Origin of the sequence: Leifsonia sp. C5G2 (genome assembly GCF_013359685.1) — a bacterium.
Classification (GTDB): Bacteria; Actinomycetota; Actinomycetes; order Actinomycetales; family Microbacteriaceae; genus Leifsonia.
In genome coordinates, this window is the sequence record NZ_JABFMV010000006.1 from 104,872 (window position 1) to 130,028 (window position 25,157).

The window sequence follows — 25,157 nt, forward strand, 5'->3', positions numbered from 1 at the left end:
ATCCCGGTGCCGAAGGAGACACGGATGACCAACGAACCCGACGCGATCGTCGTCGGCGCCGGCCTCTCCGGGCTGGTCGCCGCATCCGAACTGCTGGACGCAGGACGGCGGGTGACCATCGTCGAACAGGAGCCGTCGGCGTCCTTCGGCGGCCAGGCGTGGTGGTCGTTCGGCGGGCTGTTCCTCATCGACTCCCCCGAGCAGCGCAGGATGGGCGTGCACGACTCCCTCGCGCTCGCCCGCGACGACTGGTTCGGCACCGCCCGCTTCGACCGCGCGGAGGACCACTGGCCGCGGCAGTGGGCGGAGGCGTACCTGCAGTTCGCCGCGGGCGAGAAGCGCGCCTGGCTGCACGAGAAGGGCGTGCGGTTCTTCCCGGTCGTGGGCTGGGCCGAGCGCGGCGACGGACGCGCAGGCGGCCACGGCAACTCGGTGCCGCGGTTCCACATCACCTGGGGCACCGGTCCAGGAGTCGTGGAGCCGTTCGCGCGCCGCGTGCAATCGGCAGCGGCGAACGGCCGGGCGGCGATCCGCAACCGCCACCGGGTGGACGAGCTGATCGTCGAGGACGGCCGCGTCGTCGGCGTGCGCGGCGCGGTGCTCGCGCCCGACCCGGCCGAGCGCGGTGCCCCGAGCAACCGCGAGATCGTCGGCGACTTCGAGCTGCGGGCGCCTGTCGTGATCGTCGCGTCCGGCGGCATCGGCGGCAACCACGACCTGGTGCGGGCCGCGTGGCCGGCACGGCTGGGCGAACCTCCCGCGCACATGCTCTCGGGCGTTCCCGCGCACGTCGACGGGCGGATGCTCGGCATCGCGGAGACCGCGGGCGCGCACCTGATCAACGGCGACCGGATGTGGCACTACACCGAGGGCATCCAGAACTGGGACCCGGTGTGGGAGCGGCACGGCATCCGCATCCTGCCCGGGCCGTCGTCGCTGTGGCTGGACGCGCACGGCGACCGGCTGCCGTCGCCGCTCTACCCCGGGTTCGACACGCTCGGGACGCTGGAGCACCTGCGGCGGACCGGGTCGGACTACAGCTGGTTCGTGCTGACGCAGAGGATCATCGAGAAGGAGTTCGCGCTCTCCGGCAGCGAGCAGAATCCCGACCTGACCGGCAAGGACGTGCGGCTGCTCGCCAAGCGGGTCGCGCCGGGCGCTCCGGGGCCCGTGGAGGCGTTCAAGCAGCACGGCGCGGACTTCGTCGTCGCCGACACGCTCGACGAGCTCCTGGCCGGGATGCAGCGCATCGCGGACGTGCCGCTCGACACCGAGCTGGTCGCCCGGCACGTGCGCGAGCGCGACCGGCAGCTCGACAACGACTTCGGGAAGGACCTGCAGCTGGCCGCCATCCGCTCGGCGCGGAAGTACCGGGGCGACCGGCTCATCCGGGTGGCGTCGCCGCACAAGCTGCTCGACCCGGCGGCGGGACCGCTGATCGCCGTCAAGCTGCACATCCTGACCCGGAAGAGCCTCGGCGGGATCGAGACGGACCTCGACGGCCGCGTGCTCGGCGCGGACGGCTCGCCGGTGCCCGGGCTCTTCGCCGTCGGCGAGGCGGCGGGCTTCGGCGGCGGCGGGATGCACGGCTACCGCGCCCTCGAGGGCACGTTCCTCGGCGGCTGCCTCTTCTCCGGTCGCCAGGCCGGCCGCGCCGCCGCCCGCCCCTGACCGCCCCTCGCGCCCTCCCCCCACCATCGAGTCCGCAAAGACTGCACGGCCGCACGGCGTGTCGCGTGCAGTCTTCGCGGACTCGACGGTGGGTGGGGGCGGGGGTCAGCGGCGGAGGGACCAGGAGGTGCGGCGGACGAGGGTGTGGCCGCGGCGGGTGGTGAGGCGGGTCCAGGTGCCCGTCTCGTGGATCGTGACCGGGGTGTCGTCGCCGAGGAAGCCGAGGCTGTCGGCGGCGAACGCGGCTCCTGTCGGGATGTACTCGAGGCCCTCGATGGGACGGCCCCAGACCTCGGCGCGGACACGCTGCACGAGCTGCTCGCCGGTGCCGGTGGGGACCGCCTCGGCGACCTCCGCCACGCCCGCCTGCGCAAGAGACTGCAGCAGCTCGGAGGTCGTCTCCCCCACCGGCCGCCAGCCGCCGCGCGGCGGCGAGATGCCGGCCCAGGTGACCGTGGAGACCTCGAGCGGCAGGCGGATCTCCAGCGGCGTACCGTCGGACTCTCCCGCCGCCTCCGCGCTCTCGCGCACCCGCGCCACCCGGTCGAGCAGCGACCGGATGGGGACGACGACGTCGAACGTCACGTCGGACCCCGTCGCGAAGGTGCGGAGGCCCAGCACGGTGGGCGTCTCGTCCAGGAGACCGCGGGGGTACAGGATCGCCGTGTAGACGGCGAGGACGCCGGACCCGGCGATCAGGCGCACGGACCCCTCCTCGACGCGGGCCGCCCTCGACAGATAGGTCTGCAGATCGGCGACGGCGAGGGTGTCCACAAGAGAAAACGACTGGCTCATCGGATGTCTAAACTACCAACAGACCACCGACTTGGAGGCACCGTGACCGAGCCCCTGGCTTCCCTTCTCACCGCGCTCGATCTCACCGACACCGGTGCACGCACCAGCGAGGACATCTTCACCGGACCGTCGCAGTGGATGCCGCTGGGCCGCGTGTTCGGCGGCCAGGTGCTGGCGCAGTCGATCGTGGCCGCGACGCGCACGGTCGAGGACGACCGGAGCATCCACTCGATGCACGGCTACTTCCTGCGGCCGGGCGATGTGAACTTCCCGATCACGTTCTCGGTCGACCGCATCCACGACGGCCGGTCCTTCTCGACCCGGCGCACGCAGGCGTACCAGAACGGGCTGCCGATCCTGTCGATGATCGCCTCGTTCCAGACCGAAGACGAAGGACTGGAGCACCAGGTCTCGATGCCGGAGGGCCTGCCCGATCCGGAGGACCTGCCCTCGACCGCGTCGACGCTGGAGGATGTGCAGCATCCGGTCGCTCAGTATTGGGCCAGCCAGCGGCCATTCGACATGCGTCACGTGACCTCGCCGGTCTACGTCTCGGTCGAAGGCGAGCACGTCGCGGAGCAGGCGGTGTGGTTCCGCACCATCGGCGAGATGCCCGACGACCCCGGGCTGCACCGGGCCGCACTCGCGTACGTGAGCGACTACACGATCATGGAGTCGATCATGCGGCGCCACGGGATCGCGTGGGCGACTCCCGGGCTCAAGGCGGCGAGCCTCGACCACGCCATGTGGTGGCACCGCCCGGCGCGGGTGGACGAGTGGCTGCTGTACGTGCAGGAGTCGCCGAACGCCGGCGGCGGCCGCGGGCTGGCGCAGGGCCGCATCTTCACGCGCGACGGGCGTCTCGTGGCGAGCGTCGCGCAGGAGGCGACCATCCGGCTGCCGCGCGCGGCCGACTGAGGCGCGCTCCGGCGCTCAGTCGAAGGTGCTGCGCAGCAGCACGGTCCCGTCGCCCGCCGAGCGGATGTCGACCGACGCGATGTCGGCGACCGGCACGCTCGTGGTCGCCACCGGGGTCGCGGTGGTGCCCTCGTCGGCCGTCCAGGTGGACACCTGGTACTGCTTGCCCGCGCGGTCGGTGACGACCATCGCGTAGCCCCAGGCGTGCCCGCCGCCGTCCGCGCCGACGCGCGCGTAGCTGCAGCGCGAGTCGATGCGGGTGCCCCACGGCTCGGACGTCAGCCGGAGGTCGGCGCTGAGCGGGCTGGGCTCCACCTGCTGCATCACCACGTCGGCGGTCGGGGCTGCGGGCTGCAGCACGGCGGGCAGCACGAAGGCGCCGACGCCGACGAGGACCGCGGCCGCGGTGGCGGACAGCCCGGCCACGAGCCAGCGGCTGCGCGCCCGGCGCCGTCGCGCCTTGTGCAGGAGCGACGGGAGCACGTCCTCGCCGGGGCCGTCGACCGCGGCGGGCCCGGACGGGGCGGTCTCGCCGATGACCGCATCCGCGGTCGCCGCCGTTGGCGCCGCCGCCGGCTCGGCGATCAGCGCGAGGGCGTCCTCCCGCGGCACCCGGGACAGGATGCCGGGCAGCCCGGCCAGCTCGGTCAGCCCGTCGGCGCACCGCGCGCACTCGCGCAGGTGCGCCTCGTACGCCCGGCGGTCGGTCGGCGAGAGGGCGCCGAGCACGTAGGCGGCGTCCCAGGTCGCGAACTCCTCATGCGTGGTCACGCTGACGTCACCCCTCTCTCCTGCAGTGCGAGCCTCAGCGCCCGCAGGCCGTAGTGCAGGCGCGACTTGACGGTCCCCTCCGGGATGTCGAGCTCGCGGGCGATCTCGGCGACCGAGCGGCCGCCGTAGTAGGCGTGGACGATGACGGCCCGGTGCTCCTGCGAGAGTTCCGCGAGCGCGTCGGACACCAGCCAGGCATCGAGCACCGCGTCGGCCTGGTCGCCGGGGGTCGGCCGCTCCGGCAGAGTATCGGTGCCGAACTCGTGACGGCTCGCAGCGCTGCGCTTGCCGTCGATGACGAGGTTGCGGGCGACGGTGAACATCCAGGTGCGCGCCGACTGCTGCGACTGGTCGAGGACGGACGGCTTCCGCCAGGCGCGCAGCAGGGTCTCCTGCACGATGTCGTCGGCCATGGCCCGGTCGCCGGTGAGGTGGACGACGTACCGCCACACGGCCTGCGCGTGCTGGTCGTGCAGCTCGCGCAGCAGGCGGGCGTCCTCATCCGGCATGTTCACCTCCACCTCGTACACGATGCAGCGGACGGAAAGGTTCATCGGGCAGCGTTGAACCGTTCCCGCGTCTTCCTCGTGACTACCGTAGGAGATGCACCCGCCGACCGTGAGGACCACGATGACCGACCGCGCACCGCTCACCCGCCGCACCCTCGTCACGATCGGCGGCGCCTCCGCCGGCACCCTGCTGCTCGCCGCCTGTACCGCGGCCGGCGCCGACGGAAATGTCACGGGGACCGACAGCGGAGGCTCGACCAAGGTCTCGCTGAAGTCGATCCCGGTGGGCGGCGCCGTTTCCGCCACGCTCGGCGGCAAGCCGATCGTGGTGTCGCAGCCGAGCGCCGGTCAGGTGGTCGCGTTCAGCGCGGTGTGCACGCACGCCGGCTGCACCGTGGCACCCCAGGGCAAGGAGTTCGACTGCCCGTGTCACGGCTCGCGCTTCGACGCCTCCACCGGCGACGTGCTGAACGGTCCGGCGAGCGACCCGCTGCCGAAGCTGAATGCGACGGTGTCAGGCGACTCGGTGACGGTCACCGCGTAGCGGCGCACCGTGGGCCGCGAGATCAGCCGCGCTTGGCGAACGCCACCGGCTCCTCGAGGTACGGCGTCCACGCGTCGCGCTCGCGCTCGTTGATGCGCCGCGGACGCTGGGACGTGGCGTCGACGAGCACGATCGTGGTCGCCGCACGCGAGTACAGCGTTGCGGGCTCGGTGCCCTCGGGCGACCAGACCTCGTAGCAGACCTCGAGGCTCGCCCCGCCGAGCCGCCCGAGCCAGAGCTGGACGTCGAGCGGCTGGCGGAGGTACGGGATGGGCGCCAGGTACTCGATCTCCTGCCGTGCGATCAGCGTGAGCGTGTCGGCGCCCGGCCGTCCGTCGAGCACGGCGGTCGAGCCTCCGACCGCCTCTCCACTGCCCTGGCCGCTGTCGTCGGTCACCCAGAACGCCTCGATGCGCGCCTCCTCGAGGAGGCGCAGCATCTCGGCGTTGTTGACGTGACCGTACGCGTCGAGGTCGCTCCAGCGGAGCTTGATCGGGACGTGGAGTCGCATCGTCCGTCGCCTCAGTCGCGCGTGAGCTTGCGGTACGCCGACCGGTTGGGCTTCGCGGCGTCGGGACCGAGCCGCTCGACCTTGTTCTCCTCGTACGCCTCGAAGTTGCCCTCGAACCAGTACCAGTCGGCCGGGTTCTCGTCGGTGCCTTCGTAGGCGAGGATGTGGGTCGCGATCCGGTCGAGGAACCACCGGTCGTGGGTGATGACCACCGCGCAGCCCGGGAACTCGAGCAGGGCGTTCTCCAGGCTCGAAAGGGTCTCGACGTCGAGGTCGTTGGTCGGCTCGTCGAGGAGCAGCAGGTTGCCGCCCTGCTTGAGCGTGAGCGCCAGGTTGAGGCGGTTGCGCTCACCACCGGAGAGCACGCCGGCCTTCTTCTGCTGGTCCGGTCCCTTGAACCCGAAGGTCGAGACGTACGCGCGCGACGGCACCTCGGTCTTGCCGACCTGGATGTAGTCGAGCCCGTCGGAGACGACCTCCCACACGTTCTTGTTCGGGTCGATGCCGCCGCGGGTCTGGTCGACGTACGAGATCTGGACGGTCTCGCCGACCTTGAGGTCACCGCCGTCGAGCGGCTCCAGCCCGACGATCGTCTTGAACAGCGTGGTCTTGCCGACGCCGTTCGGGCCGATCACCCCGACGATGCCGTTGCGCGGAAGCGTGAACGTGAGGTCGTCGATGAGCTTGCGGTCGCCGAAGCCCTTCTCGAGGTTCTTCGCGTCGATCACGATCTGGCCGAGGCGCGGCCCCGGCGGGATCTGGATCTCCTCGAAGTCGAGCTTCCTGGTGCGCTCCGCTTCGGCCGCCATCTCCTCGTAGCGGGCCAGACGGGCCTTGGACTTCGCCTGGCGGCCCTTCGCGTTGCTGCGCACCCAGTCGAGCTCCTCGGAGAGGCGCTTGGCGAGCTTCGCGTCCTTCTTGCCCTGGATGGCGAGGCGCTCGCGCTTCTTCTCCAGGTAGGTCGAGTAGTTGCCCTCGTACGGGTACAGGTGACCGCGGTCGACCTCGGCGATCCACTCGGCCACGTGGTCGAGGAAGTACCGGTCGTGGGTCACGGCGAGCACGGCGCCGTGGTACTTCGCCAGGTGCTGCTCCAGCCAGAGCACGCTCTCGGCGTCGAGGTGGTTGGTGGGCTCGTCGAGCAGCAGCAGGTCGGGCTTCTGCAGCAGCAGCTTGCAGAGCGCGACACGACGCTTCTCACCACCGGAGAGCGTGTTGACCGGCCAGTCGCCCGGCGGGCAGCGCAGTGCGTCCATCGCCTGCTCCAGCTGGGAGTCGAGGTCCCACGCGTCGGCCGCGTCGATCTGCTCCTGCAGGGTGCCCATCTCGGCCAGCAGCGTGTCGAAGTCGGCGTCGGGGTCGGCGAGCAGTCCGGAGATCTCGTTGAACCGGTCGACCTTCTGCTTGATCTCGCCGACGCCCTCCTGGACGTTCTCGAGCACGGTCTTGTTCTCGTCCAGCTCCGGCTCCTGCATCAGGATGCCGACGCTGTACCCGGGAGACAGCTTGGCCTCGCCGTTGGAGGGCGTGTCGAGGCCGGCCATGATCTTCAGGATGGTCGACTTACCGGCGCCGTTCGGTCCGACGACACCGATCTTCGCGCCGGGCAGGAACGCCATCGTGACGTCGTCGAGGATCACCTTGTCGCCGACCGCCTTGCGGGCGCGCACCATCGAGTAAATGTATTCGGCCACTCTTCTTCTCAAACTCCCTGTCGTCGGCACTGTGCCGTATTCGAGGATACCGGCCCGGCACTACCAGTCGATCGGACGCGTCTGCCCGATCAGGCAGGCGCCCGTGGAGAGCACCGGCGTCACCATGCTGCTGTAGCCGCCCGCATCCGCACCGTTCTGGCCGATCAGGCAGGTGTCGCCGAGCTTCACCGAGAACTGGATCGAGTTGGCCTTCAGGCCGATCGTCGTCGTGTCGACGGTCACCTGCATGTCGGCTTTGCTGAATCCGGCGGCCACCAGCGCGTCAATGAAGTCGCGCCCCTGCGCGTCGGGCTTCGCCGCGAGGGTCGCCCGGTTCACCTGATCGAAGTACGGCAGGTTCTGCTGCGCCGTCCCTCCCGGCACCAGCGCGATCGCCGGCGGAGCGGACGCGGTCGGTGTCGCCGTCGGGCTCGCGGTCGGTGTCGCCGTCGGCGCTGCCGTCGGGGTGGTGCCCCCGACGCATCCGGTGAGCGCGAAGGCGAGCACGATGGCGGCGGCAGCGGCAGGCCCGGCGGTCACGCGGGCGAGCGGACCGGTCCGGCGGACCACGGAAGACGGCATGCTCCGCATCCTATGGGGAGGTCGCTGGGATTCCCTCGGGAGGGGTGGCCGCTTCATCCACCGGCTCGCCGGCGTGGGCCGCCGCAGGAGAGCGCGTGAAGGCGGAGCGGCCCCAGGTGAGGTCGTGCCCGATCGACTCGGCCTCGATCTCCACCGTCATGCCCTGCTTCTCGCCGGCCCACTCCCGCAGGCAGAGCCGGCCGGAGACGAGGACGGGGTCGCCCTTGGCGATGCAGTCGGCCGCGCTGAGGGCGAGCCGGCGGAACGCGCTGACGGTGTACCAGTTGCTGCCGCCGTCTTCCCAGGAGGCGGCCTGGCGGTTATAGCGGCGGCGGGTCGTGACGAGCCGGAAGCTCGTGATCGGCAGCCCGCCCTCGGTCACGAGGTGGCGCGGCTCGGTGGCGACGAAGCCGCGGACGGCGACGGTGTCGGACATGGTCTCCCCTTTCGGCGCCCGCCGGGCGGCGGGCTCGAGACCACTCTCGCGGGAGCGCTCCGGCGGCGGAGCGGCCCCGCCGCTTCCGTGGAGAACTCGGCGGCGTCCCCGCCTGTGGACGGATTCAGGCCGTGACGTAGTCCGCGTACGACGCGCGGATCTTGTTGACCTTCGGCAGCGCGACGGCCAGGCAGTATCCCTGGCCCGGGTTCTTGGCGAAGAAGTCCTGGTGGTACTCCTCCGCGCGGTAGAACGGGCCGAGCGGCTCGATCGTGGTCACGATCCCGCCGTCCCAGTACTCGGCGGCGCGGTCGCGCGCGCCCTCGAAGAGCTCGCGCTGGTGCTCGCCGTCATAGAACATCGCCGACCGGTACTGGGTCCCGATGTCGTTGCCCTGGCGGTTGAGCTGCCGCGGGTCGTGAAGGGTGAAGAACACGTCGAGGATGACGCCCGGAGGAACCACCTCGGGGTCGAATGTGACGGCCACCGCCTCGGCGTGCCCGGTGCGGCCAGTGCACACCTCCTCGTACGTCGGGTCGACGACGGTGCCGCCGGTGTACCCGGACACGACATCCTGCACCCCGCGCAGCACGCGGTACACCGCGTCCAGGCACCAGAAGCATCCGCCGGCCAGCACGAAGGTCTGCATGGGGTTCCCCTCTCGATCCGCTCCCACCATTCTGCCTCTCGCCGCGCACTGGAATGCACGCATACGCGACACGTCGCCCCGGCTCCGCGGCCCACCCCCTCCACGCCGTTACCATCGCGGCATGCAGTGGTGGAATGACTTCGTCGATTGGCTCACATCGCCGGCAGCACGCTCGGTGATCTTCTACGCGGCGGTCCTCGCGGTCGCCGTGATCCTGTCCGGCCTCATCGCCGCCTGGATCGCCCGGGGCGCCCTCAAGGGCCTCCTCTCCCGCACCGACCGCCAGCAGAAGGCCTCCGCGATCGCGGCACTGGTGGATGCCGCGACCGAGGCCTCGGTCTGGAACTCGCTGACCCCGGCCGAGCAGGTGCTCTCCGACCGCGCCGTCGGCCAGGCCGACATCATGGTGCGCCTGCTCCCGATCAAGGGCTCCGGCATCGCCGCGAACTGGGCCGGGCACCAGCTCGCCGAGATGAAGCGGGCGTCGGCCACCTTCGGCTACCAGCTCGACCCGGCGATCGCCGAGTTCCGCGACCGCCTGATCGAGTGGCAGAACAACCCGCGCCGCGCGCGGAAGATCTTCCAGAACGACCTGGAGCGCTGGCGCTTCGAGAACACCGACGGCGAGCGCACGTCGCTGGTCGCCCAGCAGGACGCCTGGGTCGCCCAGCAGCACCACGAGCAGTACGCGGCACCCGCGACCCCCGCCGCGGCGGCTGCGCAGCACCCGCAGGACGAGCAGACGAACCCGTTCGCGGCCACCGCGGCTGCGGGCGCCTCCGACCAGGACACCTCGCCCACGGCCCGCCTGGGTCAGCCCGTCTGACCGCTCGTCGCGAGCACTCCACCGACACGAAGGGCGCCGGCATCACGCCGGCGCCCTTCGTCATTCCCTCGTCGTGCGGGATCAGCGGCTGTAGCTGCCCTCGCCCCACCAGCTGTCGAACATGCTCGCGGGGGGCTGGCGCTTGTGCTCGGTCGCCCGGTAGCGGCCCTCGATGGCCTCGGCCACCTCGTCCGCGACGTCCTTGCCCTCCAGGAAGTCGTCGATGTCCTCGTAGGTCAGGCCGAGGTTGTCCTCGTCGGTCTGCCCAGGGTTGAGGTCGAGCAGGTCGGCGGTGGGCGCCTTCTCCCAGAGCCGTGCGGGGGCGTCGAGATGGCGGAGCAGCTGCTTGCCCTGCCGCTTGCTGAGCCCGGTGAGCGGCAGGATGTCGGTGCCGCCGTCCCCGTACTTGGTGAAGAACCCGGTCACGGCCTCGGCCGCGTGGTCGGTGCCGATGACGAGCAGGCTGCGCTGGCCCGCGATCGCGTACTGCGCGACCATGCGGATGCGCGCCTTCACGTTGCCCTTGACGAAGTCGGACATCGGCTCGTCGAGCGCGTCGGCGTACTCGTCCTCGACGCCGTCGGTGCCGCGCTGGATGTTGAACACGACCTGGCTCTTCGGGCGGATGAACTGCAGCGCCAGCTGCGCGTCCTCCTCGTCGCGCTGCACCGCGTAGGGCAGCCGCACGGCCACGAAGTCCGCGTCCGTCCCCTCGGCGGCCAGCCGCTCGACGGCCAGCTGGGCGAGGCGTCCGGCGAGCGTCGAGTCCTGCCCGCCGCTGATGCCGAGCACGAAGCCGGCGGCACCTGTCGTGCGGAGGTAGTCGACGAGGAAGCCCACGCGCCGCTCGACCTCGGCGGCCGGGTCGATCTCCGGACTCACGTGCAGGTCAGCGATGATCCTTGCCTGTTGTTCGCGCATGACGCCACACTATCCCCGGCGCATTTCGGCTGTGTGAACGCCGGCCGGGAAGGGTCTGCCGCCGCCCGGCCGGGCGTCGCTAGCATGCGCGCATGGACCCCCGTGTCGCCACCGTCGTGCTCGTCCCCCTGCTCGGCGTCGCCGCAGCGCTGCTCACCACGGCGGTCGGCCGGTTCGTCAAGATCCCGCTGGTGGTGTTCGAGATCGTGCTCGGGCTGCTGATCGGCCCGAGCGTGCTCGGCTGGGTGCCCGAGACGGACTCCCTGGCGGCATTGTCCAACTTCGGTCTCGCATTCCTGTTCTTCATGGCCGGGAACGAGATCGACTTCCGCTCCATCGCCGGGCGACCGCTGCGGACCGCCTCCCTCGGCTGGCTGGCCTCGCTCGCCGCCGGCGTCCTGCTCTCGACCCTGATCGCGGGGTCGCTCGTCACCGGCGTCTACATCGGCATCGCCCTCACCTCCACGGCGCTCGGGACGCTGATGCCGGTGCTGCGCGACGCGGGCGAGATGCACACGCCGTTCGGGAGGGCCGTGACGGCGGTCGGAGCCGTCGGCGAGTTCGGGCCGCTGCTGGCGATCTCGCTGTTCCTCAGCGGACGCAAGCCCCTCGCCGCCGCCCTGGTGCTGATCGGGTTCGCGATCGTCGCGGGCGGCGCGATCTGGTTCGCCTCGCGCGGCGGCCACCGCGGCTTCCACCGCCTGGTGAGGGCGACGCTGCACACCAGCGGCCAGTTCGCGATCCGCTTCGTCGTGCTCGTGATCGCGGCACTCGTCGGCCTGAGCATCGCGCTCGGGCTGGACATGCTGCTCGGCGCGTTCGCGGCGGGGGTGCTGTGCCGCATCCTGCTCTCGGGTGCGGAGCCCGCGGACGCACGGCACATCGAGAGCAAGCTGGAGGCGGTGGCGTTCGGCGTACTGGTGCCGATCTTCTTCATCAACACCGGGATCGGATTCGACCTGCCCGCGCTGCTCGGCGACCCGAGGGCGCTCATCCTACTGCCGGTGTTCCTTCTGCTGCTCCTTGTGATCCGCGGGGTGCCGGGGTCGTTGTCCGCGCCGCCGGGCTCGACGTTCCGCGACCGCGGTGCGCTCACGCTGCTCAGCGCGACCGGGCTGCCGATCATCGTCGCGGTGACGGCAATCGGAGTCCGTGAGCACGACCTCGCCAGCGGTACCGCGACCGCGCTCGTCGGCGCCGGGATGCTGTCGGTGCTGCTGTTCCCGCTGCTCGCGCTCACGCTGCGGCGGCGCTCCTCCGACGGCGGTGTGCGCCCGGCCGACCCGGACGCCGTGCCGGTCGAAGGCTGAGCGCGGCCGGTTGACGCGACACGCCGCGCGGCCGTTGCCGCCGACGGCGTGTCGCGCCAACCAGGCGCCGGTCAGGCGACGCGGCTGACCGCGCGGGCGAGGATGGCGGTGGTCAGCGCCTCCACGGGCTCGCGCGCGGCCGAGGGGTTCGACAGCAGGGTGAAGTCGATCCCGCCGAGCTCGGGCAGCCCGAACCGGTTGGTCACCTTGATGAGGTCGGTGGGGATGAGCGATCGCGGGAACACCGCGACCCCGATGCCGGCGCGCACCGCGGCGAGCACCCCGTTCACCTCGCGCGTGTTGCAGGTGATCCGCCAGGTGCGGCCCGCCGCCTCCAGCGCGTCGATCGCCGCCTGGCGGCTGATGCTCGGTCCCTGGTACGCAATCAGCGGCACCGGCCCCTCGGGATCGAGCATCGTCTTCTCCTGCCCCATCCAGACCAGCTCGTCGGTCGCCACGACCGTGCCGTCGGTGGTGCCCGGCGTCTGCTTGATGAAGATGAGGTCGAGCTGACCGGCCTTGAGCTTCCGGTGCAGTGGCCCGGACTGGTCGACGGTCAGCTCCAGGTTGATCTGCGGGTTCTGCTGCCGGTAGTGCCTCAGGATGCGCGGCAGCGTCGTGATCGCGAGGTCGTCCGCGGCCCCGAAGCGCAGCCGGCCGCGCATGGCCGAGCCGCTGAAGTAGCTGTCCGCCTCGGCGTGGGCCGCCAGGATCGTGCGCGCGAAGCCGGCCATCGCGTCCCCGTTGTCGGTCAGCCGCACGTCGCGGGTGTCACGGGCGATCAGCTGGCGCTTGGCGGCCTGCTCCAGCTTCCGGATGTGCTGGCTGACGGTGGGCTGGCTGATGCCGAGCCGGGCCGCGGCGCGGGTGAAGCTGCGCGTGTCGGCCACGGCGAGGAAGGTCTGGAGCAGAACGGGGTCGAACATGGGCCATCCATTCGGAAATCCAATGGGACTTATAGTGCCGATCGGCTCCAAGAATATCCTGGGACACGTAATGTCGATGGGGAGACTTCATACGGAACCAGCAGACATCGAGGTAACACGAGAGTGGCACACTCCCCCGCCGCCGCCCCGCCCACCGGGCCCATGCCCGTCCTCTCCGCCCGGCCGCCGTGGCGCGAGACGTTCGCCTCGCTGAGGGTCCCCAACTACCGCCGCTTCGCCGCGAGCAACCTCGTCGCCAACACCGCGGTCTGGATGCAGCGGATCGCGATGGACTGGCTGGTGCTGCAGCTCTCCGGCAGCGTCGCGGCCGTCGGCGTCACCGTGTTCATGCAGTTCACGCCCATGCTGCTCTTCGGCCTCTGGGGAGGCGTGCTCACCGACCGCTACTCGAAGCAGCGGCTTCTCGTCATCACCCAGTCGTGCGCGGCCGGGCTCGCCGCCCTGCTCGCCGTGCTCACGCTCAGCGGGGTGATCGAGGTGTGGCACGTCTACGCGATCTCGTTCGTGCTCGGGCTCGTGACGGTGGTCGACAACCCGGCCCGGCAGGTCTTCGTGAACGAGCTGGTCGGGCCGCGCTACCTGCGCAATGCGATCAGCCTCAACTCCTCGATCTTCCAGCTCGGGGGGCTCATCGGGCCCGCGCTCGGCGGCATCCTGATCACGGCGGTGGGCGGCGGCTGGTCGTTCGCGATCAACGCGGTCGCGTGCCTCGCCGTCGTCTTCGCCGTCGCGACGCTCAAGCGGTCGGAACTGCACGCCTCCCCCGCCGCACCGCGCGGCAAGGGGCAGCTCGCCGAGGGGATGCGGTACGTGCGCCGCAAGCCGGTGATCTTCTGGACCGTCGTGATGGTCGCCGTGATCGCCGTCTTCGCGTTCAACATGCCGGTGTTCCTCGCCGCGTACGCCAACAACGTGTACCACGTCGGCGCGCAGGGCTACGGGCTGTTCAACGCGCTCGTCGCGGCAGGCGCGCTCACCGGGGCACTCGCCTCCACCCGGCGCACCAGCGTGCGGCTGTCGATGGTCGTCGGCACCGCAGCGGCGCTCGGGATCGTGCAGGCCGTCGCCGGGTTCGCGCCGGGCGAGATCGCCTTCGGAGCATTGCTGGTCGGCGTCGGGATCGGGAACCTGCTGTTCATCACGGCGGCGAACTCGCTGGTGCAGATGTCGTCGAACGTGCAGATCCGCGGACGCGTGATCTCGCTCTACATCCTCGTGCTGCTCGGCGGCCAGGCCATCGGCGGACCGATCATGGGCTGGGTCGTCGAGCAGGTGGGACCGCACATCGCCATGGCGATCTCCGGTCTGGTGCCGGCGGCGGCCGCCGCCGTGATCGCCGTGCTGATCGCCCGGCAGGCCAGCCTGCGCCTCGCCTTCGGGCTGCGCGGGCGCAGGCCCGTCATCGCGATCGTCAACCGGGCGGGCAAGTCGGGCGCCCGGCTCTGACGCCGAGCGCCGGGCCGCCTCCGGTATCGTGGAGGCGCACGCCCCCGTAGCTCAGCGGATAGAGCAGGAGCCTTCTAATCTCTTGGTCGCAGGTTCGATTCCTGCCGGGGGCACCTCCCACGTCCACAGCGCCTCCCCAGCCGACAGCTCCTGAGTTGTTCGAGCGACACGCCGCGGCGAGGTCGAAGAACTCAGGAGCTGTCGGCTGGGCGGGCCGGGATGCGGCGGTCAGAGAGCTCGGGCGGCAGCGGCGAGCACCTGCGCGAGCGTCGGGACGCCCTCGGCGCGGAACACCTCGGCGCCGTCCGCCGATGCGACGATGACGGTCGGGGTCGAACGGATGCCGTCCCGCTCCGCGCTCTCGGGGTTGCGGGCCACATCCAGCTCGGTCACCGCGATCCGCGGCGCGAGCCGCGCCGCCTCCGCCAGCACCACGCGCGTCTGCATGCACGGTTCGCAGAAGGCGGAGGTGTAGAGCGTCAGCTGCGCACCCTCGGTGTCCGCCGGGTCAACGGCCGGTGTCGTTTCCACCCCGTCAGTGTACGTCCGGCGAAATCGGGACGACCATCCACTGCCGCACGCCGTGGACGCGCGACGGCGGCCCCGCCCACCGCCGACAATCGTCCCGTGAGCCGAACGACCTTCACGCGATACGTCGCCCTCGGAGACTCGCTCACCGAGGGGCTGTGCGATCCCGCTCCCGGAGCACCGGACGCGTACGTCGGCTGGGCCGACCGCCTCGCCGGCATCCTCGACGGCGACGCCCGCCTCGCCGGAGCCAGCCTGGAGTTCGCCAACCTTGCCGTCCGCGGCCGCCGGATCGCTGACGTGGTGGACGGCCAGATCCCGCACGCCCTGGACCTCGCGCCCGACCTCGTCTCGGTGATGGTGGGCGGCAACGACCTGATGAGCCCGGCGGCCGACCCCGACGCCCTGGCCGCCCGGCTGGAGGGCGGCATCCGCCGGCTCCGCGGCGCGGGCACCGCGGTGCTGCTGGCGAACATCTTCGACCCGCAGTTCGCGTTCTTCCTCAAGCCCTTCCGCGGACGGGCGGCCGTCTTCAACGCGAACATCTGGAGCATCGCCCGCGACCAGCACGCCACCGTCCTCGACGTGTGGGGCGTCCGGGAGTTCCGCGACCCCGCGATGTGGGCCTCCGACCGGGTGCACCTGAGCGCGCGGGGGCACCGGCTGCTCGCGTCGCACGCGGCGCACGCGCTCGGCATCCCGTACGCCGAGATCGGCGGTCCGGAGGCGGCGGCGCCCCCGGCCGCGGAGACCGCCGGGCCGCCCGACTCGGTGCCGCTGCGCACCTGGCTGCGGGTGTACGCCATCCCGTGGGTCGCGCGGCGGCTGCGGCACGTGTCCACGGGCGACGGGATGGGGCCGAAGCTGCCCGTGCCGCGGCGCGTCGGAGGCCAGCACTAGACTCGCTGGTATGGCTACTTCCTCGGATCGACTGGTCTGGATCGACTGCGAGATGACCGGCCTCGACCTCGAGGTCGACGAGCTCGTCGAGATCGCCGTCGTCATCACCGACTTCGAGCTGAACGTGCTCGACCCGGGCCTCAGCATCGTCATCAAGCCCGACGACTCGGCGCTCGCCAACATGGGCGACTTCGTGCGGCAGATGCACACGACCTCGGGACTGATCGAGGAGATCCCGAACGGCAAGAGCCTCGCCGAGGCCGAGTACGAGGTGCTGGAGTACGTGCTGAAGTTCGCCCCGACCGCGCGCACCGCGCCGCTCGCGGGCAACACCATCGGCACCGACCGCATGTTCCTTGCCAAGTACATGCCGCGGCTCGACAACCACCTGCACTACCGCAACGTCGACGTCTCCTCGATCAAGGAGCTTGCCCGCCGCTGGTTCCCGCGCATCTACTTCAACGCTCCGGAGAAGAACGGCGGCCACCGCGCCCTCGCCGACATCCTGGAGTCCATCCGCGAACTCGACTACTACCGGTCCGCCGCGTTCGTCGCGCCTCCCGGCCCCACCACCGACGACACCCAGGCGCTGGCCTCGGGCGTGGTGGAAAAATGGGCCCCGCGGATGTATTAGAATCGTCGAGTTGCGTGCGAACGGCTCGGTGAGCCGCGAGCAGCCATGGTGGGTATAGCTCAGTTGGTAGAGCGCCTGGTTGTGGTCCAGGAGGTCGCGGGTTCAAGCCCCGTTACTCACCCCAGTCGTGGGCCCGGTTCCGTGTGAACCGGGCCCTTTTTCGTGCCCGCGGCGGGCGACGATTCGTGCCGAATCGACGCTATTCGTCACGAATTGCGGCGATTCGGCACGAATGAGCGGGGCAGGCGGCCGCCGTCAGGCGTCGGGGGCTAGGCGGTGCAGCACGAAGAAGCCGCCGTGCGCGGGCTGGTCGGCACGCTCGTGGTCGGTGGAGATGTACTCGTCGAGGACGGCGACGATGCGGCGGTCGAGCTCCTCGATCTGCTCCGGCGACAGGTGCAGCGCGAAGCGCGCGTACGTCGCGATGGACGCCGGCCCGGCCTCCGCGAGCTCCTGCTGGAAGGCCTCCACGGGAGCCGCCCCTCTGCTCGGGTCCTCGTCCTGCGCCACCGAGAGCCACCAGGTCAGCCCGGTGGAGCGGTACGGCTTCTCGAGCGCGCCGCTCTCCCCCGTGCGCACCTCGGCCGGCTCGAGGAAACCCGCCGAGACCAGTTGCCGCACGTGGTAGTACGCCGTGCCCGGGTCCACGCCGAGCCGATCTGCGAGCTGCTTGTTGGTCAGCTCCCGGTCATTGCACAACCGCAGGATGCGCAGGCGCAGCGGATGCGACAGCGCCTTGATCTCTTTCGCGGTCGCCGGGCGACGGCGGGCGTCCGGGTCGCCTGGGCGATCGTCTGCGAGCGGGTCCGTCATGGTACGACACTACCGCAGATGGAGATTTCTCCAGGTGATTGAGTTTTCTCAATCACTGTGCCAGGCTGGCCGCATGACGGAGAACGGACTCGGCGCGCGGTACTGGAAGCTGTGGACCTCGGCCGGCCTCTCCAACCTGGCCGACGGGGTGATGAAGGTCGCCCTCCCGCTCGTCGCCGTGCGCTACACCGACTCCCCTGCCCTGATCGCCGGGCTCGGGTTCGCCTTCACCCTCCCCTGGCTGCTGTTCGCGCTGACGGCCGGCGCGCTCGCCGACCGGATGGACCGCCGCCGGCTCATGCTCGTGGCGAACACCGCCCGCGCGCTCGTGCTCGCCTGCCTCACCGGCGTCGCGCTGCTGGGCGGTGGATCCATCTGGCTGCTCTACGTCGCCGCCCTCTGCATCGGCGTGGCCGAGACGGTGTACGACACGTCGTCGCAGTCGATCCTGCCGCAGCTGGTCCGGCGCGAGCAGCTGTCGCGGGCGAACGGGCGGCTGTACGCCGCCGAGCTCACCGCGAACGAGTTCGTCGGGCCGCCGCTGGGCGGCTTCCTTGTGGCTACCGGCATCGCGCTCGCCTTCGGCGCGCCCGTGCTGCTGTGGGTCGCCGCGATCGGCGTGCTCCTTCTCGTGCGCGGACGGTTCCGCGCAGAGCGGACGGCCCCGAGCACCATCCGGGCGGACATCGCCGAGGGGCTCCGGTACCTCCGCAGGAGCACGCTGCTGCGCACGCTGGCGATCATGGTCGGCGTCTTCAACTTCGCCAGCTCCGCGGTGTACACGGTGTTCGTGCTCTACGCGGTCGGCCCCCAGTCGGCGATGAAGCTGAGCGAACCCGCATACGGGCTCCTGCTCACCGCGTCGGCGATCGGGAGCGTGCTCGGCACGTTCCTGGCGGAGCCGGTCGAGCGCCTGCTCGGGCGCGCGCGCTCGCTCGTGCTGACCATCGTCGGCTCCCTCCTCCTGATCGTCACGCCCGCGCTCACCGCGAACCCGTTCCTCATCGGCGCCGGGATGCTGATCGGCGGCATCACCATCTCGGTCTGGAACGTGATCACGGTCTCGCTGCGCCAGCGCGTCGTCCCGCTCCGTCTGCTCGGGCGGCTCAACAGCGCCTACCGGCTGCTCGCCTGGGGCACGATGCCGCTCGGTGCGGCCGTCGGCGGGCTGATCGGGCAGCTGTTCGGCGTGCAGTGGGTCTTCGTCGTGATGGCCGCCCTCGTGCTGCTGCAGCTCGTCCCGATGCTGTGGGTCACCGACCGCCGGATGGACGAAGCCGAGGCCGCCGTGGAGGTCGAGGACAGCGCCCCTGTTGGTTGACGCGTACACGACTTTGCCAGGATCCATGCCCGAACCGTCCAGACTAGGCGCCTAGGGTCTTTTTCCGACGGCTTCGACAGCCGTCGTGCCGCGCTGGCCCGCATCCGGTCCCCCCAACCCCCGGTCGCACTGCGACCGCCCCCGGATGCCCGCCGCTTCCACGCCCGGCACACCCGCGCCGCCGCTCGCGCGCCCTCCGGACCACGGGTCCACGGGTGCTCTCGCACGTTCCGGCGCGGTCGTCAGCCCGCAGGACCTCCCGGCGAAAAAGCACGGGTCCGTTCGTGTGCGCACCCTTGCGTCCGCACGCGTCAGGCGGGGAAGCCCGATCCAGGAAACACATGCTGAGTACCCTTCGTAACGCCGTCAAGAACAGTCCCCTCCCCTTCGGCCGCATCGTCTCCGGTGCCGCCGCCCTGCTGGTCAGCGCCAGCCTCCTCGCGCCCGCCGTGGCGCAGCAGCAGGAGAGCGAGCGCAAGACCCAGGAGCTCTCCCAGGCCACCGGGATGCGTCACGAGCAGCTGGGCGTCTACGGCTCCATCGTCCGCGAGCGCCTCGAGAAGGAGGCCAAGGACACTCTCTCCGCCGCACAGGCGACCGTCGCCGCGAACCGGCAGAAGGCCGACGCGTCGGCCGCCACCACCGCCATCGCGGGCCTGAGCGGCTTCACCAAGCTCAGCGACGACAAGCTGCGCGACACGATCGACACCACCAAGGCGGCGTCGAACGCGCTGGCCAGCGCCGGCGCCGAGGCGGACCGCAAGGCCGCCGAGGCCGCCGCCGCGGCCGCAGCAGCAGCCGCCGCCGCTGCCGCCGCCGCGAACACGCCGGACGGCGCGAAGTCGACCGCCGCCTCCCTGGCCTCCAGCCAGTACGGCTGGGGCGCGGACCAGTTCCAGTGCCTCGACAAGCTGTGGACCCGCGAGTCCGGCTGGAACTACCAGGCCTCCAACTCCGGCAGCGGCGCGACCGGCATCCCGCAGGCACTCCCCGGCAGCAAGATGGCCTCGTTCGGTACCGACTGGGCGACCAACGCCACCACCCAGATCAAGTGGGGCCTCGACTACATCTCCCGTGGCTACGGAACGCCGTGCGCCGCGTGGGGGCACTCCGAGTCGGTCAACTGGTACTGACCGGCACGACGGCGGCCCGCGGGGGCGCGGCCTGCCGCCGGTAGACTCGCGCGGGTGAGCACCAGCACCGACCACGCCCCCGCCTCCCCCGTCATCCGCGGAGCCCACCTCGTCGGCAGCGTCACCCTGCCGGACGCCGAGTCGGTGCTCCGCACCGTGAGCGCCCACCTCGGCGACCGGCTGCACCGCATCCCGGACGGCGAGGTGGGCGAGCGCTTCTACTGGGTGCAGTTCCAGACCGCGCGCCTCGACCGTATGGACGGGCTCACCCGCATCCCGGGCGAGCCGCGGCTGCTGCGCGGCGTCTTCGACGGCCGTCCGTTCCAGCTCGAACCCGGTGTCTCCGCCGACGAGCTGGTGTTCCCGGACCTCGGTTACGCCGAGGCCGCCCTCGACTCGTACGCCGTCTTCCGCCGGCTGCGCGACGAGGGCGCGATCGCGCCGGGGACCCGCTTCCAGGTCTCGCTGCCGACGCCCGCCGGCGTCGTCGGCCCGTTCATCGTCCCGGAGGACCGGGCCGCGTTCGAGCCCGCGTACGAGCGCGCCCTGTTCGGCGAGCTGCAGCGGATCGTCGACGGCATCCCGTACGAGGATCTGGCGATCCAGTGGGACACGGCGGTCGAGTTCGCGCTGCTCGAAGGCCGGATGCCGTCCTGGTTCGGCGACGACGTGCTCTCCGGCGTGCTGGAGCGCGCCGCCCGGCAGGCTGCCGCGGTCCCCGCCGGCGTCCAGGTGGGCTTTCACCTCTGCTACGGCGACGTGGAGGAGCAGCACTTCGTGCAGCCGGCCGACGCCGGGCATCTGGCGGCCGTGCTGCGCGGCATCCTGTCGGCATCCTCGCGGCCGGTGGACTGGGTCCACCTGCCCGTGCCGATCGAGCGCGACGACGCCGCCTACTTCGCGCCCCTCGCCGACGTCGAGCTCCCGGAAGGCACCGAGTTGTACCTCGGGCTGCTCCACCACGAGGACGGGGTCGAGGGCGCACGTCGCCGCGCCGCGGCCGCCGCCACGGCGGTGCCCGTGTTCGGCGTCGGCACCGAGTGCGGCTTCGGCCGCGGACCGAGCGAACGCACCGCGTCCCTGCTCGACCTCCACGCGGCGGTCGCCGAGGCCTGGCGATGACGCTGCAGCTCGACGCCGAGGCCTTCGAGGCCCTCGTCACCGACGAGCTCGACCAGCTGCCGGACGAGATGGTCGACGGGCTGGACAACGTGGTGTTCGTGGTCGAGGACCGACCGGAGGACGGCTCGCTCGACCTGCTCGGACTGTACGACGGCGTCGCGCTGACCGAGCGCGACAGCTACGGTTTCGGCGAGATGCCGGACCGCATCATCCTGTACCGCGAGCCCCTACTCGCGATCGCCGCCACCGAGGACGAGCTGCGCGACGAGATCCACATCACCCTGGTGCACGAGATCGCCCACTACTACGGCATCGACGACGAGCGGCTGCACGAGCTCGGCTGGGCCTGACCGCTCCCGCCGCCTACTGCCTTTCGGCATCGGGTCGGCCTCGTCATCCTGGCTGCATGCCAGCACCGACTGCCTGCACCCGCGCCGCGGCGCTGCTCGCCGCCGGTGCCTTGCTGATCCCCGGTGCCGCCGCCCTCTCGACGGCGGTCGCCGCCGCACCGGCCGCCGCAGCGCCCGGGAGCCCCGGCGTGCCGTCGTCCCCGTCCATCGTCTACGACGAGGACTTCGAGAACGGTCCGGCCACCTCCCCGATCCTGCGGCTGAACCAGTACACCGGGGCGAGCGGGCAGACCTACACCGCGGACCCGGCGTGGCTGACCGGCTGCAACGGCTGGGTCTCGGCGGCGGCGCAGTCCACGACCGCCGGTGAGCCGATCGCCGACTGCGGCAACCGCAGGGACCTGTGGAACCAGGTGCAGCAGACGTCGGTGGCCCTCGGGATGCTGCACGGTCAGACCGCGGCGGAGGCGGTGGACAACCACGCGATCTCGGCGCTCTCGCTCCAGCCCCTCGACGGGCAGAGCCTGGAACTGGCGACGACCGGCGGCGTCGCGCTGCCGACCTCCAGCCGCTTCCTCGCGTTCGGTGTGGATGTCGGCGCGAGCAATTGCCACCTCAACCATCCCCTGCTGCAGTTCTTCCTCGTCAACGAGGGCGGCCAGCAGTTCCCGGCGGGCTCGGAGATCGACGGCTGCTCGTCGCCCACGACGGTGACCGTCCCCCCACTCGGGACCTCGGGCGCGCAGACGTTCACGGTCGGCCAGTACACGACGAACGGGGCCGTGCTCTTCAGCGGGAGCTCGGTCGGCATCCGGATGGTCAACAACCAGCCCTCCGACTTCGGCAACGACCACGCCTTCGACGACATCCGGATCCTGGACGCGACGCCGCAGCTCGACAAGGAGTTCGTCGGCGGCTGGGGACCGAGCGGCGGGACCGCCCGGCTCCGGTTCACGGTGACGAACACCTCGGAGCTCGGCTCCAAGCAGGGCTGGTCGTTCCGCGACGCCCTGCCCGACGGCATGACCGTCGCCTCCCCGTCGAACGCGTCGACGACCTGCCCGGGCGGAGCGCTGACCGCGTCCGGCGGCGAGGTCTCCCTGACCGGCGACCTGAGCGTCGGGATGGCCTCCTGCACGGCCGACGTGGAGGTCACCGCACCCCGGGGCGGCTACACCAACGGGCCCGACCGGGTGATCGTGACGGGGCTGAACCCGCCCGGGTCGGCCTCGGTCACGTTCTCGCGGCCCGGGCTGGAGCTCACGAAGACCGCGGGCACCCCGGTCGACGTGAACCAGGACGGCCTGGTCGACGCGGGCGACACCATCCCGTACACGTTCGCGCTGCGCAACACCGGCGACGTGCCGCTGACCGGGGTCGCGGTCGACGATCCCCTGGTTCCGGGGCTGGACTGCCCGACCGTGCTCGCGGCCGGCGCGTCCGGCGACTGCGCCGCCGACTACACGATCACGCCGGCGGATGCGGCCGCCGGCACGGTCGTCAACACCGCGACCGCGACCGGAACGCCACCCGCGCCCGCCCCAGCGGCGGTGAGCCCGCCCGCGACGACCACCACGGCGGTGACGGCCGCCGCCCCCGGGATCGGCCTGCGCACCTCCGCCGACCCCCCGGGCGACCTCGTCGAGGGCGAGACGCTCACCTACAGCTTCGTGGTGGACGACACCGGCAACCTGCCCCTGCACGGCGTCGCGGTCGCCGTGCAGGCCTTCACCGGCAGCGGACCGCTGTCGCCGGTCGGCTGCCCGGCGACGGACGTGCCCGTCGGCGGGGAGATCGTCTGCACCGCGACCTACACAGTCACCCACGACGACCTGATCGCCGGGACGGTGGACCTGACCGCCACCGCCACCGGAACCCCCGCAGGCGTGGGCGCTGTACCCGTGACGAGCGCTCCCTCGACGGTCGGGCTGCCGACGCCGGCCGCGCCCGCCCTGACCGCCACGAAGACGGCGAGCCCGCTGGTCGTCCACGCCGCCGGCGACACGATCGCCTACACGGTCGCCGTCGAGAACGACGGCAACCTGATCGTGGACGGGCTCGCCATCGACGAGACCGGCTTCACCGGCAGCGGAGCAGTCCCGGCGTTCGACTGCGCCCAGACCCGGCTCGTGCCGGGACAGCGCACCACCTGCTCGGCCGTGTACACGGCGACACAGGAGGATGTGGACCGCGGCAGCATCCAGAACACCGCTACGGCGACCGGCTCGACAGCGGGCGACGCTCCGGTGACCAGCCCGCCGACCGCGGTCACCGTGACCGCGGACGCCACGGCGTCCCTCACCGTCTCGAAGTCGGCTTCGGCTGCGACGATCGCCGCGGCGGGACAGGTCGTGCGCTACGACTTCGCGGTGCGCAACACGGGCGGGCTCACTCTGCACGGGCTCGCCGTCGACGACGCTCCTGTCGCGCCCGCAGGCACCCTCGACGCGGCGCCGGCCTGCCCGGAGACGACCCTTCCACCGGACCGCACGGTCACCTGCACGGCGACGTACACGGTGACGCAGGCCGACATCGACCACGGCACGCTCGCCGACACGGCGACCGCGACGGCGTCCGACCCGGCGGGTGCGAGCGTCGTCTCGGACGCCGACACCCTGTCCGTCCCCGTCGTCGCCGTCTCGCGGCTCACCGTCGACAAGACGGCGGACGCCGCCTCGATCGCGCACGCGGGACAGGAGATCGGCTACACCTTCGCCGTCACGAACACCGGTGCGACCACCGTGAACGGCGTCGCCGTCACGGATACGCCGGTCGCGCCCGCGGGGCCGCTCGACACCGCCCCGCAGTGCAATGTGACGACGCTGGCGCCCGGAGACACAGCGGTGTGCGCTGCGGGCTATCGGGTCACGCAGGCCGACATCGACCACGGCAGCCTCGCCGACACGGCCACCGCCTCGGGTACCGACGCGCACGGCGACCCGGTCGTCTCGTCGCCGGACGGGCTTCGACTCGAATCGACGGCGGTCGCCGCGCTCGCGCTCGCGCCGCAGGCCGTCCCGTCGAGCGCGACCGCCGGAGAGGCCGTGCCGCTGAGCTTCGTCGCGACGAACACGGGCGCGGTCACCGTCGCCGACGTGGTGCTGGTCGACGACCGAGGCGGCGAGGTCTCGTGCGACCCGGCGACGCTGGCACCGGGCGAGAGCGCGACCTGCCGGATCGCGCCGACGGTCACGCAGGACGAGTTGGACGTGGGTGAGCTGTCGGTCACCGCGACCGCCGAGGGGACGACTCCCGCCGGCGTCTCCGTCCGGTCGCTCCCGGTGACCGAGACGGTCACGGTGACCGGGCAGGTCGCGAGCCTCTCGCTCGCCAAGACCGCGTCGGAGTCGAGCGTGGCGCTCGGCGGGACGATCGCCTACCGGTTCACCGTCGGCAATACAGGGACCATCACCCTGACGAGAGTGACGGTCACCGACACGCAGGCGGCCCCGGCCGGGCCGCTGACGGCGGCCCCCGTCTGCGCCGCCACCCGACTCGCACCCGGCGAGACGACGACGTGCACGGCCTCCTACCTCCCGACCGCGGCCGACCTGGCCCACGGCACGGTCACCGACACAGCGGTCGCGCACGCCGAGACCACGCTCGGCGATCCGGTGTCGTCGGAGGCGGCATCCCTCACGGTCACGGTGACCGCACCGGCGGGCGCATCCGGGACGGGCTCGGGCTCAGGTTCCGGCTCGGGCGTGGCCGGCGGTCTGGCGTCGACGGGAAGCGACCTATGGCCGCCGGTGCTCGTCGTGCTGGTGCTGCTGACCGCGGGCGCCGCCCTCCGGCGCCGCGCCCGGCATCACCGGGCGTGAACGCC

At 71.6% G+C, this 25,157-nt stretch carries 25 protein-coding genes and 2 tRNA genes; 15 read left to right on the forward strand and 12 right to left on the reverse strand.

Translation table 11 applies throughout. The features are described from left to right. Positions 1–24 precede the first annotated feature (24 nt). Positions 25–1,671, forward strand: coding sequence for an FAD-binding dehydrogenase (locus HNO83_RS09945; RefSeq protein ID WP_175337372.1), 1,647 nt, complete (start codon positions 25–27; stop codon positions 1,669–1,671). 105 nt (positions 1,672–1,776) lie between these two features. On the opposite strand, the gene HNO83_RS09950 is transcribed toward HNO83_RS09945, so the two are convergent. Then, positions 1,777–2,466 carry a DUF8185 domain-containing protein gene (locus HNO83_RS09950; protein ID WP_175337373.1) on the reverse strand — a complete coding sequence of 230 codons (690 nt, stop codon included), beginning with the start codon at positions 2,464–2,466 and terminating at the stop codon, positions 1,777–1,779. Positions 2,467–2,508: 42 nt separating this feature from the next. Between HNO83_RS09950 and HNO83_RS09955 the strand changes: the two genes are divergently transcribed. After that, on the forward strand, positions 2,509–3,384 hold the full coding sequence (locus tag HNO83_RS09955) for an acyl-CoA thioesterase (protein ID WP_349627122.1): 876 nt from the start codon (positions 2,509–2,511) through the stop codon (positions 3,382–3,384). A 15-nt stretch (positions 3,385–3,399) separates the two neighbouring features. Here HNO83_RS09955 and HNO83_RS09960 read toward each other — a convergent pair whose 3' ends face one another. Both HNO83_RS09960 and HNO83_RS09965 read right to left on the reverse strand, forming a co-directional pair. Then, complete coding sequence (locus HNO83_RS09960) at positions 3,400–4,155, reverse strand: zf-HC2 domain-containing protein (protein ID WP_175337375.1); 756 nt, start codon at positions 4,153–4,155, stop codon at positions 3,400–3,402. Continuing rightward, positions 4,152–4,709 (reverse strand): sigma-70 family RNA polymerase sigma factor, encoded by a 558-nt coding sequence (locus HNO83_RS09965; RefSeq protein ID WP_249776643.1) that lies wholly within the window; start codon positions 4,707–4,709, stop codon positions 4,152–4,154. Before HNO83_RS09965 ends, HNO83_RS09960 begins: the two co-directional genes overlap by 4 nt. Before the next feature lie 76 nt (positions 4,710–4,785). Between HNO83_RS09965 and HNO83_RS09970 the strand changes: the two genes are divergently transcribed. After that, positions 4,786–5,208, forward strand: a complete 423-nt coding sequence (locus HNO83_RS09970; protein ID WP_175337376.1) for a QcrA and Rieske domain-containing protein — start codon at positions 4,786–4,788, stop codon at positions 5,206–5,208. Between the two features lie 22 nt (positions 5,209–5,230). On the opposite strand, the gene HNO83_RS09975 is transcribed toward HNO83_RS09970, so the two are convergent. The 5 genes from HNO83_RS09975 to msrA all read right to left on the reverse strand — a co-directional run bounded on the left by HNO83_RS09975 (position 5,231) and on the right by msrA (position 9,080). Further along, positions 5,231–5,719 (reverse strand): acyl-CoA thioesterase, encoded by a 489-nt coding sequence (locus HNO83_RS09975; RefSeq protein WP_175337377.1) that lies wholly within the window; start codon positions 5,717–5,719, stop codon positions 5,231–5,233. Positions 5,720–5,730: 11 nt separating this feature from the next. Then, positions 5,731–7,413 (reverse strand): energy-dependent translational throttle protein EttA, encoded by a 1,683-nt coding sequence (gene ettA, locus HNO83_RS09980; protein WP_175337378.1) that lies wholly within the window; start codon positions 7,411–7,413, stop codon positions 5,731–5,733. A 60-nt stretch (positions 7,414–7,473) separates the two neighbouring features. After that, positions 7,474–7,995, reverse strand: coding sequence for a DUF6993 domain-containing protein (locus HNO83_RS09985; protein WP_217498894.1), 522 nt, complete (start codon positions 7,993–7,995; stop codon positions 7,474–7,476). 10 nt (positions 7,996–8,005) lie between these two features. Continuing rightward, positions 8,006–8,431, reverse strand: a complete 426-nt coding sequence (locus HNO83_RS09990; protein WP_175337379.1) for a single-stranded DNA-binding protein — start codon at positions 8,429–8,431, stop codon at positions 8,006–8,008. A gap of 124 nt (positions 8,432–8,555) precedes the next feature. Then, entirely contained in the window at positions 8,556–9,080 is a 525-nt protein-coding gene (gene msrA, locus HNO83_RS09995; RefSeq protein WP_175337380.1) for a peptide-methionine (S)-S-oxide reductase MsrA, read from the reverse strand. Between the two features lie 121 nt (positions 9,081–9,201). On the opposite strand from msrA, the gene HNO83_RS10000 reads away from it, so the two are divergent. Continuing rightward, a complete protein-coding gene (locus HNO83_RS10000) occupies positions 9,202–9,906 on the forward strand; it encodes a hypothetical protein (protein WP_175337381.1) in 705 nt (234 codons plus the stop codon). Positions 9,907–9,987: 81 nt separating this feature from the next. On the opposite strand, the gene nadE is transcribed toward HNO83_RS10000, so the two are convergent. Continuing rightward, positions 9,988–10,827, reverse strand: coding sequence for an NAD(+) synthase (gene nadE, locus HNO83_RS10005; protein ID WP_175337382.1), 840 nt, complete (start codon positions 10,825–10,827; stop codon positions 9,988–9,990). A 92-nt stretch (positions 10,828–10,919) separates the two neighbouring features. Between nadE and HNO83_RS10010 the strand changes: the two genes are divergently transcribed. Then, complete coding sequence (locus HNO83_RS10010; protein ID WP_175337383.1) at positions 10,920–12,137, forward strand: cation:proton antiporter; 1,218 nt, start codon at positions 10,920–10,922, stop codon at positions 12,135–12,137. A 71-nt stretch (positions 12,138–12,208) separates the two neighbouring features. Here HNO83_RS10010 and HNO83_RS10015 read toward each other — a convergent pair whose 3' ends face one another. Further along, positions 12,209–13,063, reverse strand: coding sequence for a LysR substrate-binding domain-containing protein (locus tag HNO83_RS10015; RefSeq protein WP_175337384.1), 855 nt, complete (start codon positions 13,061–13,063; stop codon positions 12,209–12,211). A gap of 162 nt (positions 13,064–13,225) precedes the next feature. Here HNO83_RS10015 and HNO83_RS10020 point away from each other — a divergent pair, with 162 nt between their 5' ends. Beyond that, complete coding sequence (locus HNO83_RS10020) at positions 13,226–14,530, forward strand: MFS transporter (protein WP_175337486.1); 1,305 nt, start codon at positions 13,226–13,228, stop codon at positions 14,528–14,530. A gap of 40 nt (positions 14,531–14,570) precedes the next feature. Further along, positions 14,571–14,643: transfer RNA gene (locus HNO83_RS10025), tRNA-Arg, on the forward strand. Positions 14,644–14,758: 115 nt separating this feature from the next. Here HNO83_RS10025 and HNO83_RS10030 read toward each other — a convergent pair. Continuing rightward, positions 14,759–15,061 carry a thioredoxin family protein gene (locus tag HNO83_RS10030; RefSeq protein ID WP_175337385.1) on the reverse strand — a complete coding sequence of 101 codons (303 nt, stop codon included), beginning with the start codon at positions 15,059–15,061 and terminating at the stop codon, positions 14,759–14,761. A 96-nt stretch (positions 15,062–15,157) separates the two neighbouring features. On the opposite strand from HNO83_RS10030, the gene HNO83_RS10035 reads away from it, so the two are divergent. The 3 genes from HNO83_RS10035 (at position 15,158) to HNO83_RS10045 (ending at position 16,716) form a co-directional block, all read left to right on the forward strand. Further along, on the forward strand, positions 15,158–15,958 hold the full coding sequence (locus tag HNO83_RS10035; protein ID WP_175337386.1) for an SGNH/GDSL hydrolase family protein: 801 nt from the start codon (positions 15,158–15,160) through the stop codon (positions 15,956–15,958). 10 nt (positions 15,959–15,968) lie between these two features. Further along, the gene (orn, locus tag HNO83_RS10040; RefSeq protein ID WP_175337387.1) at positions 15,969–16,592 is read left to right on the forward strand and encodes an oligoribonuclease; all 624 of its coding nucleotides are present in this window, start codon (positions 15,969–15,971) and stop codon (positions 16,590–16,592) included. 48 nt (positions 16,593–16,640) lie between these two features. After that, a tRNA-His gene (locus tag HNO83_RS10045) sits at positions 16,641–16,716 on the forward strand. Positions 16,717–16,847: 131 nt separating this feature from the next. On the opposite strand, the gene HNO83_RS10050 is transcribed toward HNO83_RS10045, so the two are convergent. Next, positions 16,848–17,405: an ArsR/SmtB family transcription factor gene (locus tag HNO83_RS10050; RefSeq protein ID WP_175337388.1), complete on the reverse strand. Its 558-nt coding sequence runs from the start codon at positions 17,403–17,405 to the stop codon at positions 16,848–16,850. 73 nt (positions 17,406–17,478) lie between these two features. On the opposite strand from HNO83_RS10050, the gene HNO83_RS10055 reads away from it, so the two are divergent. The 5 genes from HNO83_RS10055 to HNO83_RS10075 all read left to right on the forward strand — a co-directional run bounded on the left by HNO83_RS10055 (position 17,479) and on the right by HNO83_RS10075 (position 25,152). Continuing rightward, a complete protein-coding gene (locus HNO83_RS10055) occupies positions 17,479–18,726 on the forward strand; it encodes an MFS transporter (RefSeq protein ID WP_175337389.1) in 1,248 nt (415 codons plus the stop codon). A 341-nt stretch (positions 18,727–19,067) separates the two neighbouring features. Next, on the forward strand, positions 19,068–19,859 hold the full coding sequence (locus HNO83_RS10060) for an aggregation-promoting factor C-terminal-like domain-containing protein (RefSeq protein WP_175337390.1): 792 nt from the start codon (positions 19,068–19,070) through the stop codon (positions 19,857–19,859). Positions 19,860–19,913: 54 nt separating this feature from the next. Further along, entirely contained in the window at positions 19,914–20,981 is a 1,068-nt protein-coding gene (locus HNO83_RS10065; RefSeq protein ID WP_175337391.1) for a hypothetical protein, read from the forward strand. Next, positions 20,978–21,331: a metallopeptidase family protein gene (locus HNO83_RS10070; protein ID WP_175337392.1), complete on the forward strand. Its 354-nt coding sequence runs from the start codon at positions 20,978–20,980 to the stop codon at positions 21,329–21,331. The genes HNO83_RS10065 and HNO83_RS10070 overlap by 4 nt, the downstream gene beginning before the upstream one ends. Before the next feature lie 56 nt (positions 21,332–21,387). Next, positions 21,388–25,152 carry a CLIPPER-2 domain-containing protein gene (locus tag HNO83_RS10075; RefSeq protein WP_175337393.1) on the forward strand — a complete coding sequence of 1,255 codons (3,765 nt, stop codon included), beginning with the start codon at positions 21,388–21,390 and terminating at the stop codon, positions 25,150–25,152. Positions 25,153–25,157 lie beyond the last annotated feature (5 nt).

Bases quoted from the DNA above. Each gene is read 5' to 3' on its own strand.
- HNO83_RS10075 (WP_175337393.1), top strand. From the start codon at position 21,388: ATGCCAGCACCGACTGCCTGCACCCGCGCCGCGGCGCTGCTCGCCGCC.
- HNO83_RS10020 (WP_175337486.1), top strand. From the start codon at position 13,226: ATGCCCGTCCTCTCCGCCCGGCCGCCGTGGCGCGAGACGTTCGCCTCG.
- nadE (WP_175337382.1), bottom strand. From the start codon at position 10,827: ATGCGCGAACAACAGGCAAGGATCATCGCTGACCTGCACGTGAGTCCG.
- HNO83_RS10060 (WP_175337390.1), top strand. From the start codon at position 19,068: ATGCTGAGTACCCTTCGTAACGCCGTCAAGAACAGTCCCCTCCCCTTC.
- HNO83_RS09985 (WP_217498894.1), bottom strand. From the start codon at position 7,995: ATGCCGTCTTCCGTGGTCCGCCGGACCGGTCCGCTCGCCCGCGTGACC.
- HNO83_RS10055 (WP_175337389.1), top strand. From the start codon at position 17,479: ATGACGGAGAACGGACTCGGCGCGCGGTACTGGAAGCTGTGGACCTCG.
- orn (WP_175337387.1), top strand. From the start codon at position 15,969: ATGGCTACTTCCTCGGATCGACTGGTCTGGATCGACTGCGAGATGACC.
- msrA (WP_175337380.1), bottom strand. From the start codon at position 9,080: ATGCAGACCTTCGTGCTGGCCGGCGGATGCTTCTGGTGCCTGGACGCG.
- HNO83_RS10015 (WP_175337384.1), bottom strand. From the start codon at position 13,063: ATGTTCGACCCCGTTCTGCTCCAGACCTTCCTCGCCGTGGCCGACACG.
- HNO83_RS10000 (WP_175337381.1), top strand. From the start codon at position 9,202: ATGCAGTGGTGGAATGACTTCGTCGATTGGCTCACATCGCCGGCAGCA.
- HNO83_RS09945 (WP_175337372.1), top strand. From the start codon at position 25: ATGACCAACGAACCCGACGCGATCGTCGTCGGCGCCGGCCTCTCCGGG.
- HNO83_RS09990 (WP_175337379.1), bottom strand. From the start codon at position 8,431: ATGTCCGACACCGTCGCCGTCCGCGGCTTCGTCGCCACCGAGCCGCGC.
- HNO83_RS10070 (WP_175337392.1), top strand. From the start codon at position 20,978: ATGACGCTGCAGCTCGACGCCGAGGCCTTCGAGGCCCTCGTCACCGAC.
- HNO83_RS10050 (WP_175337388.1), bottom strand. From the start codon at position 17,405: ATGACGGACCCGCTCGCAGACGATCGCCCAGGCGACCCGGACGCCCGC.
- HNO83_RS09965 (WP_249776643.1), bottom strand. From the start codon at position 4,709: ATGAACCTTTCCGTCCGCTGCATCGTGTACGAGGTGGAGGTGAACATG.
- HNO83_RS10010 (WP_175337383.1), top strand. From the start codon at position 10,920: ATGGACCCCCGTGTCGCCACCGTCGTGCTCGTCCCCCTGCTCGGCGTC.
- HNO83_RS09950 (WP_175337373.1), bottom strand. From the start codon at position 2,466: ATGAGCCAGTCGTTTTCTCTTGTGGACACCCTCGCCGTCGCCGATCTG.
- HNO83_RS09975 (WP_175337377.1), bottom strand. From the start codon at position 5,719: ATGCGACTCCACGTCCCGATCAAGCTCCGCTGGAGCGACCTCGACGCG.
- HNO83_RS09970 (WP_175337376.1), top strand. From the start codon at position 4,786: ATGACCGACCGCGCACCGCTCACCCGCCGCACCCTCGTCACGATCGGC.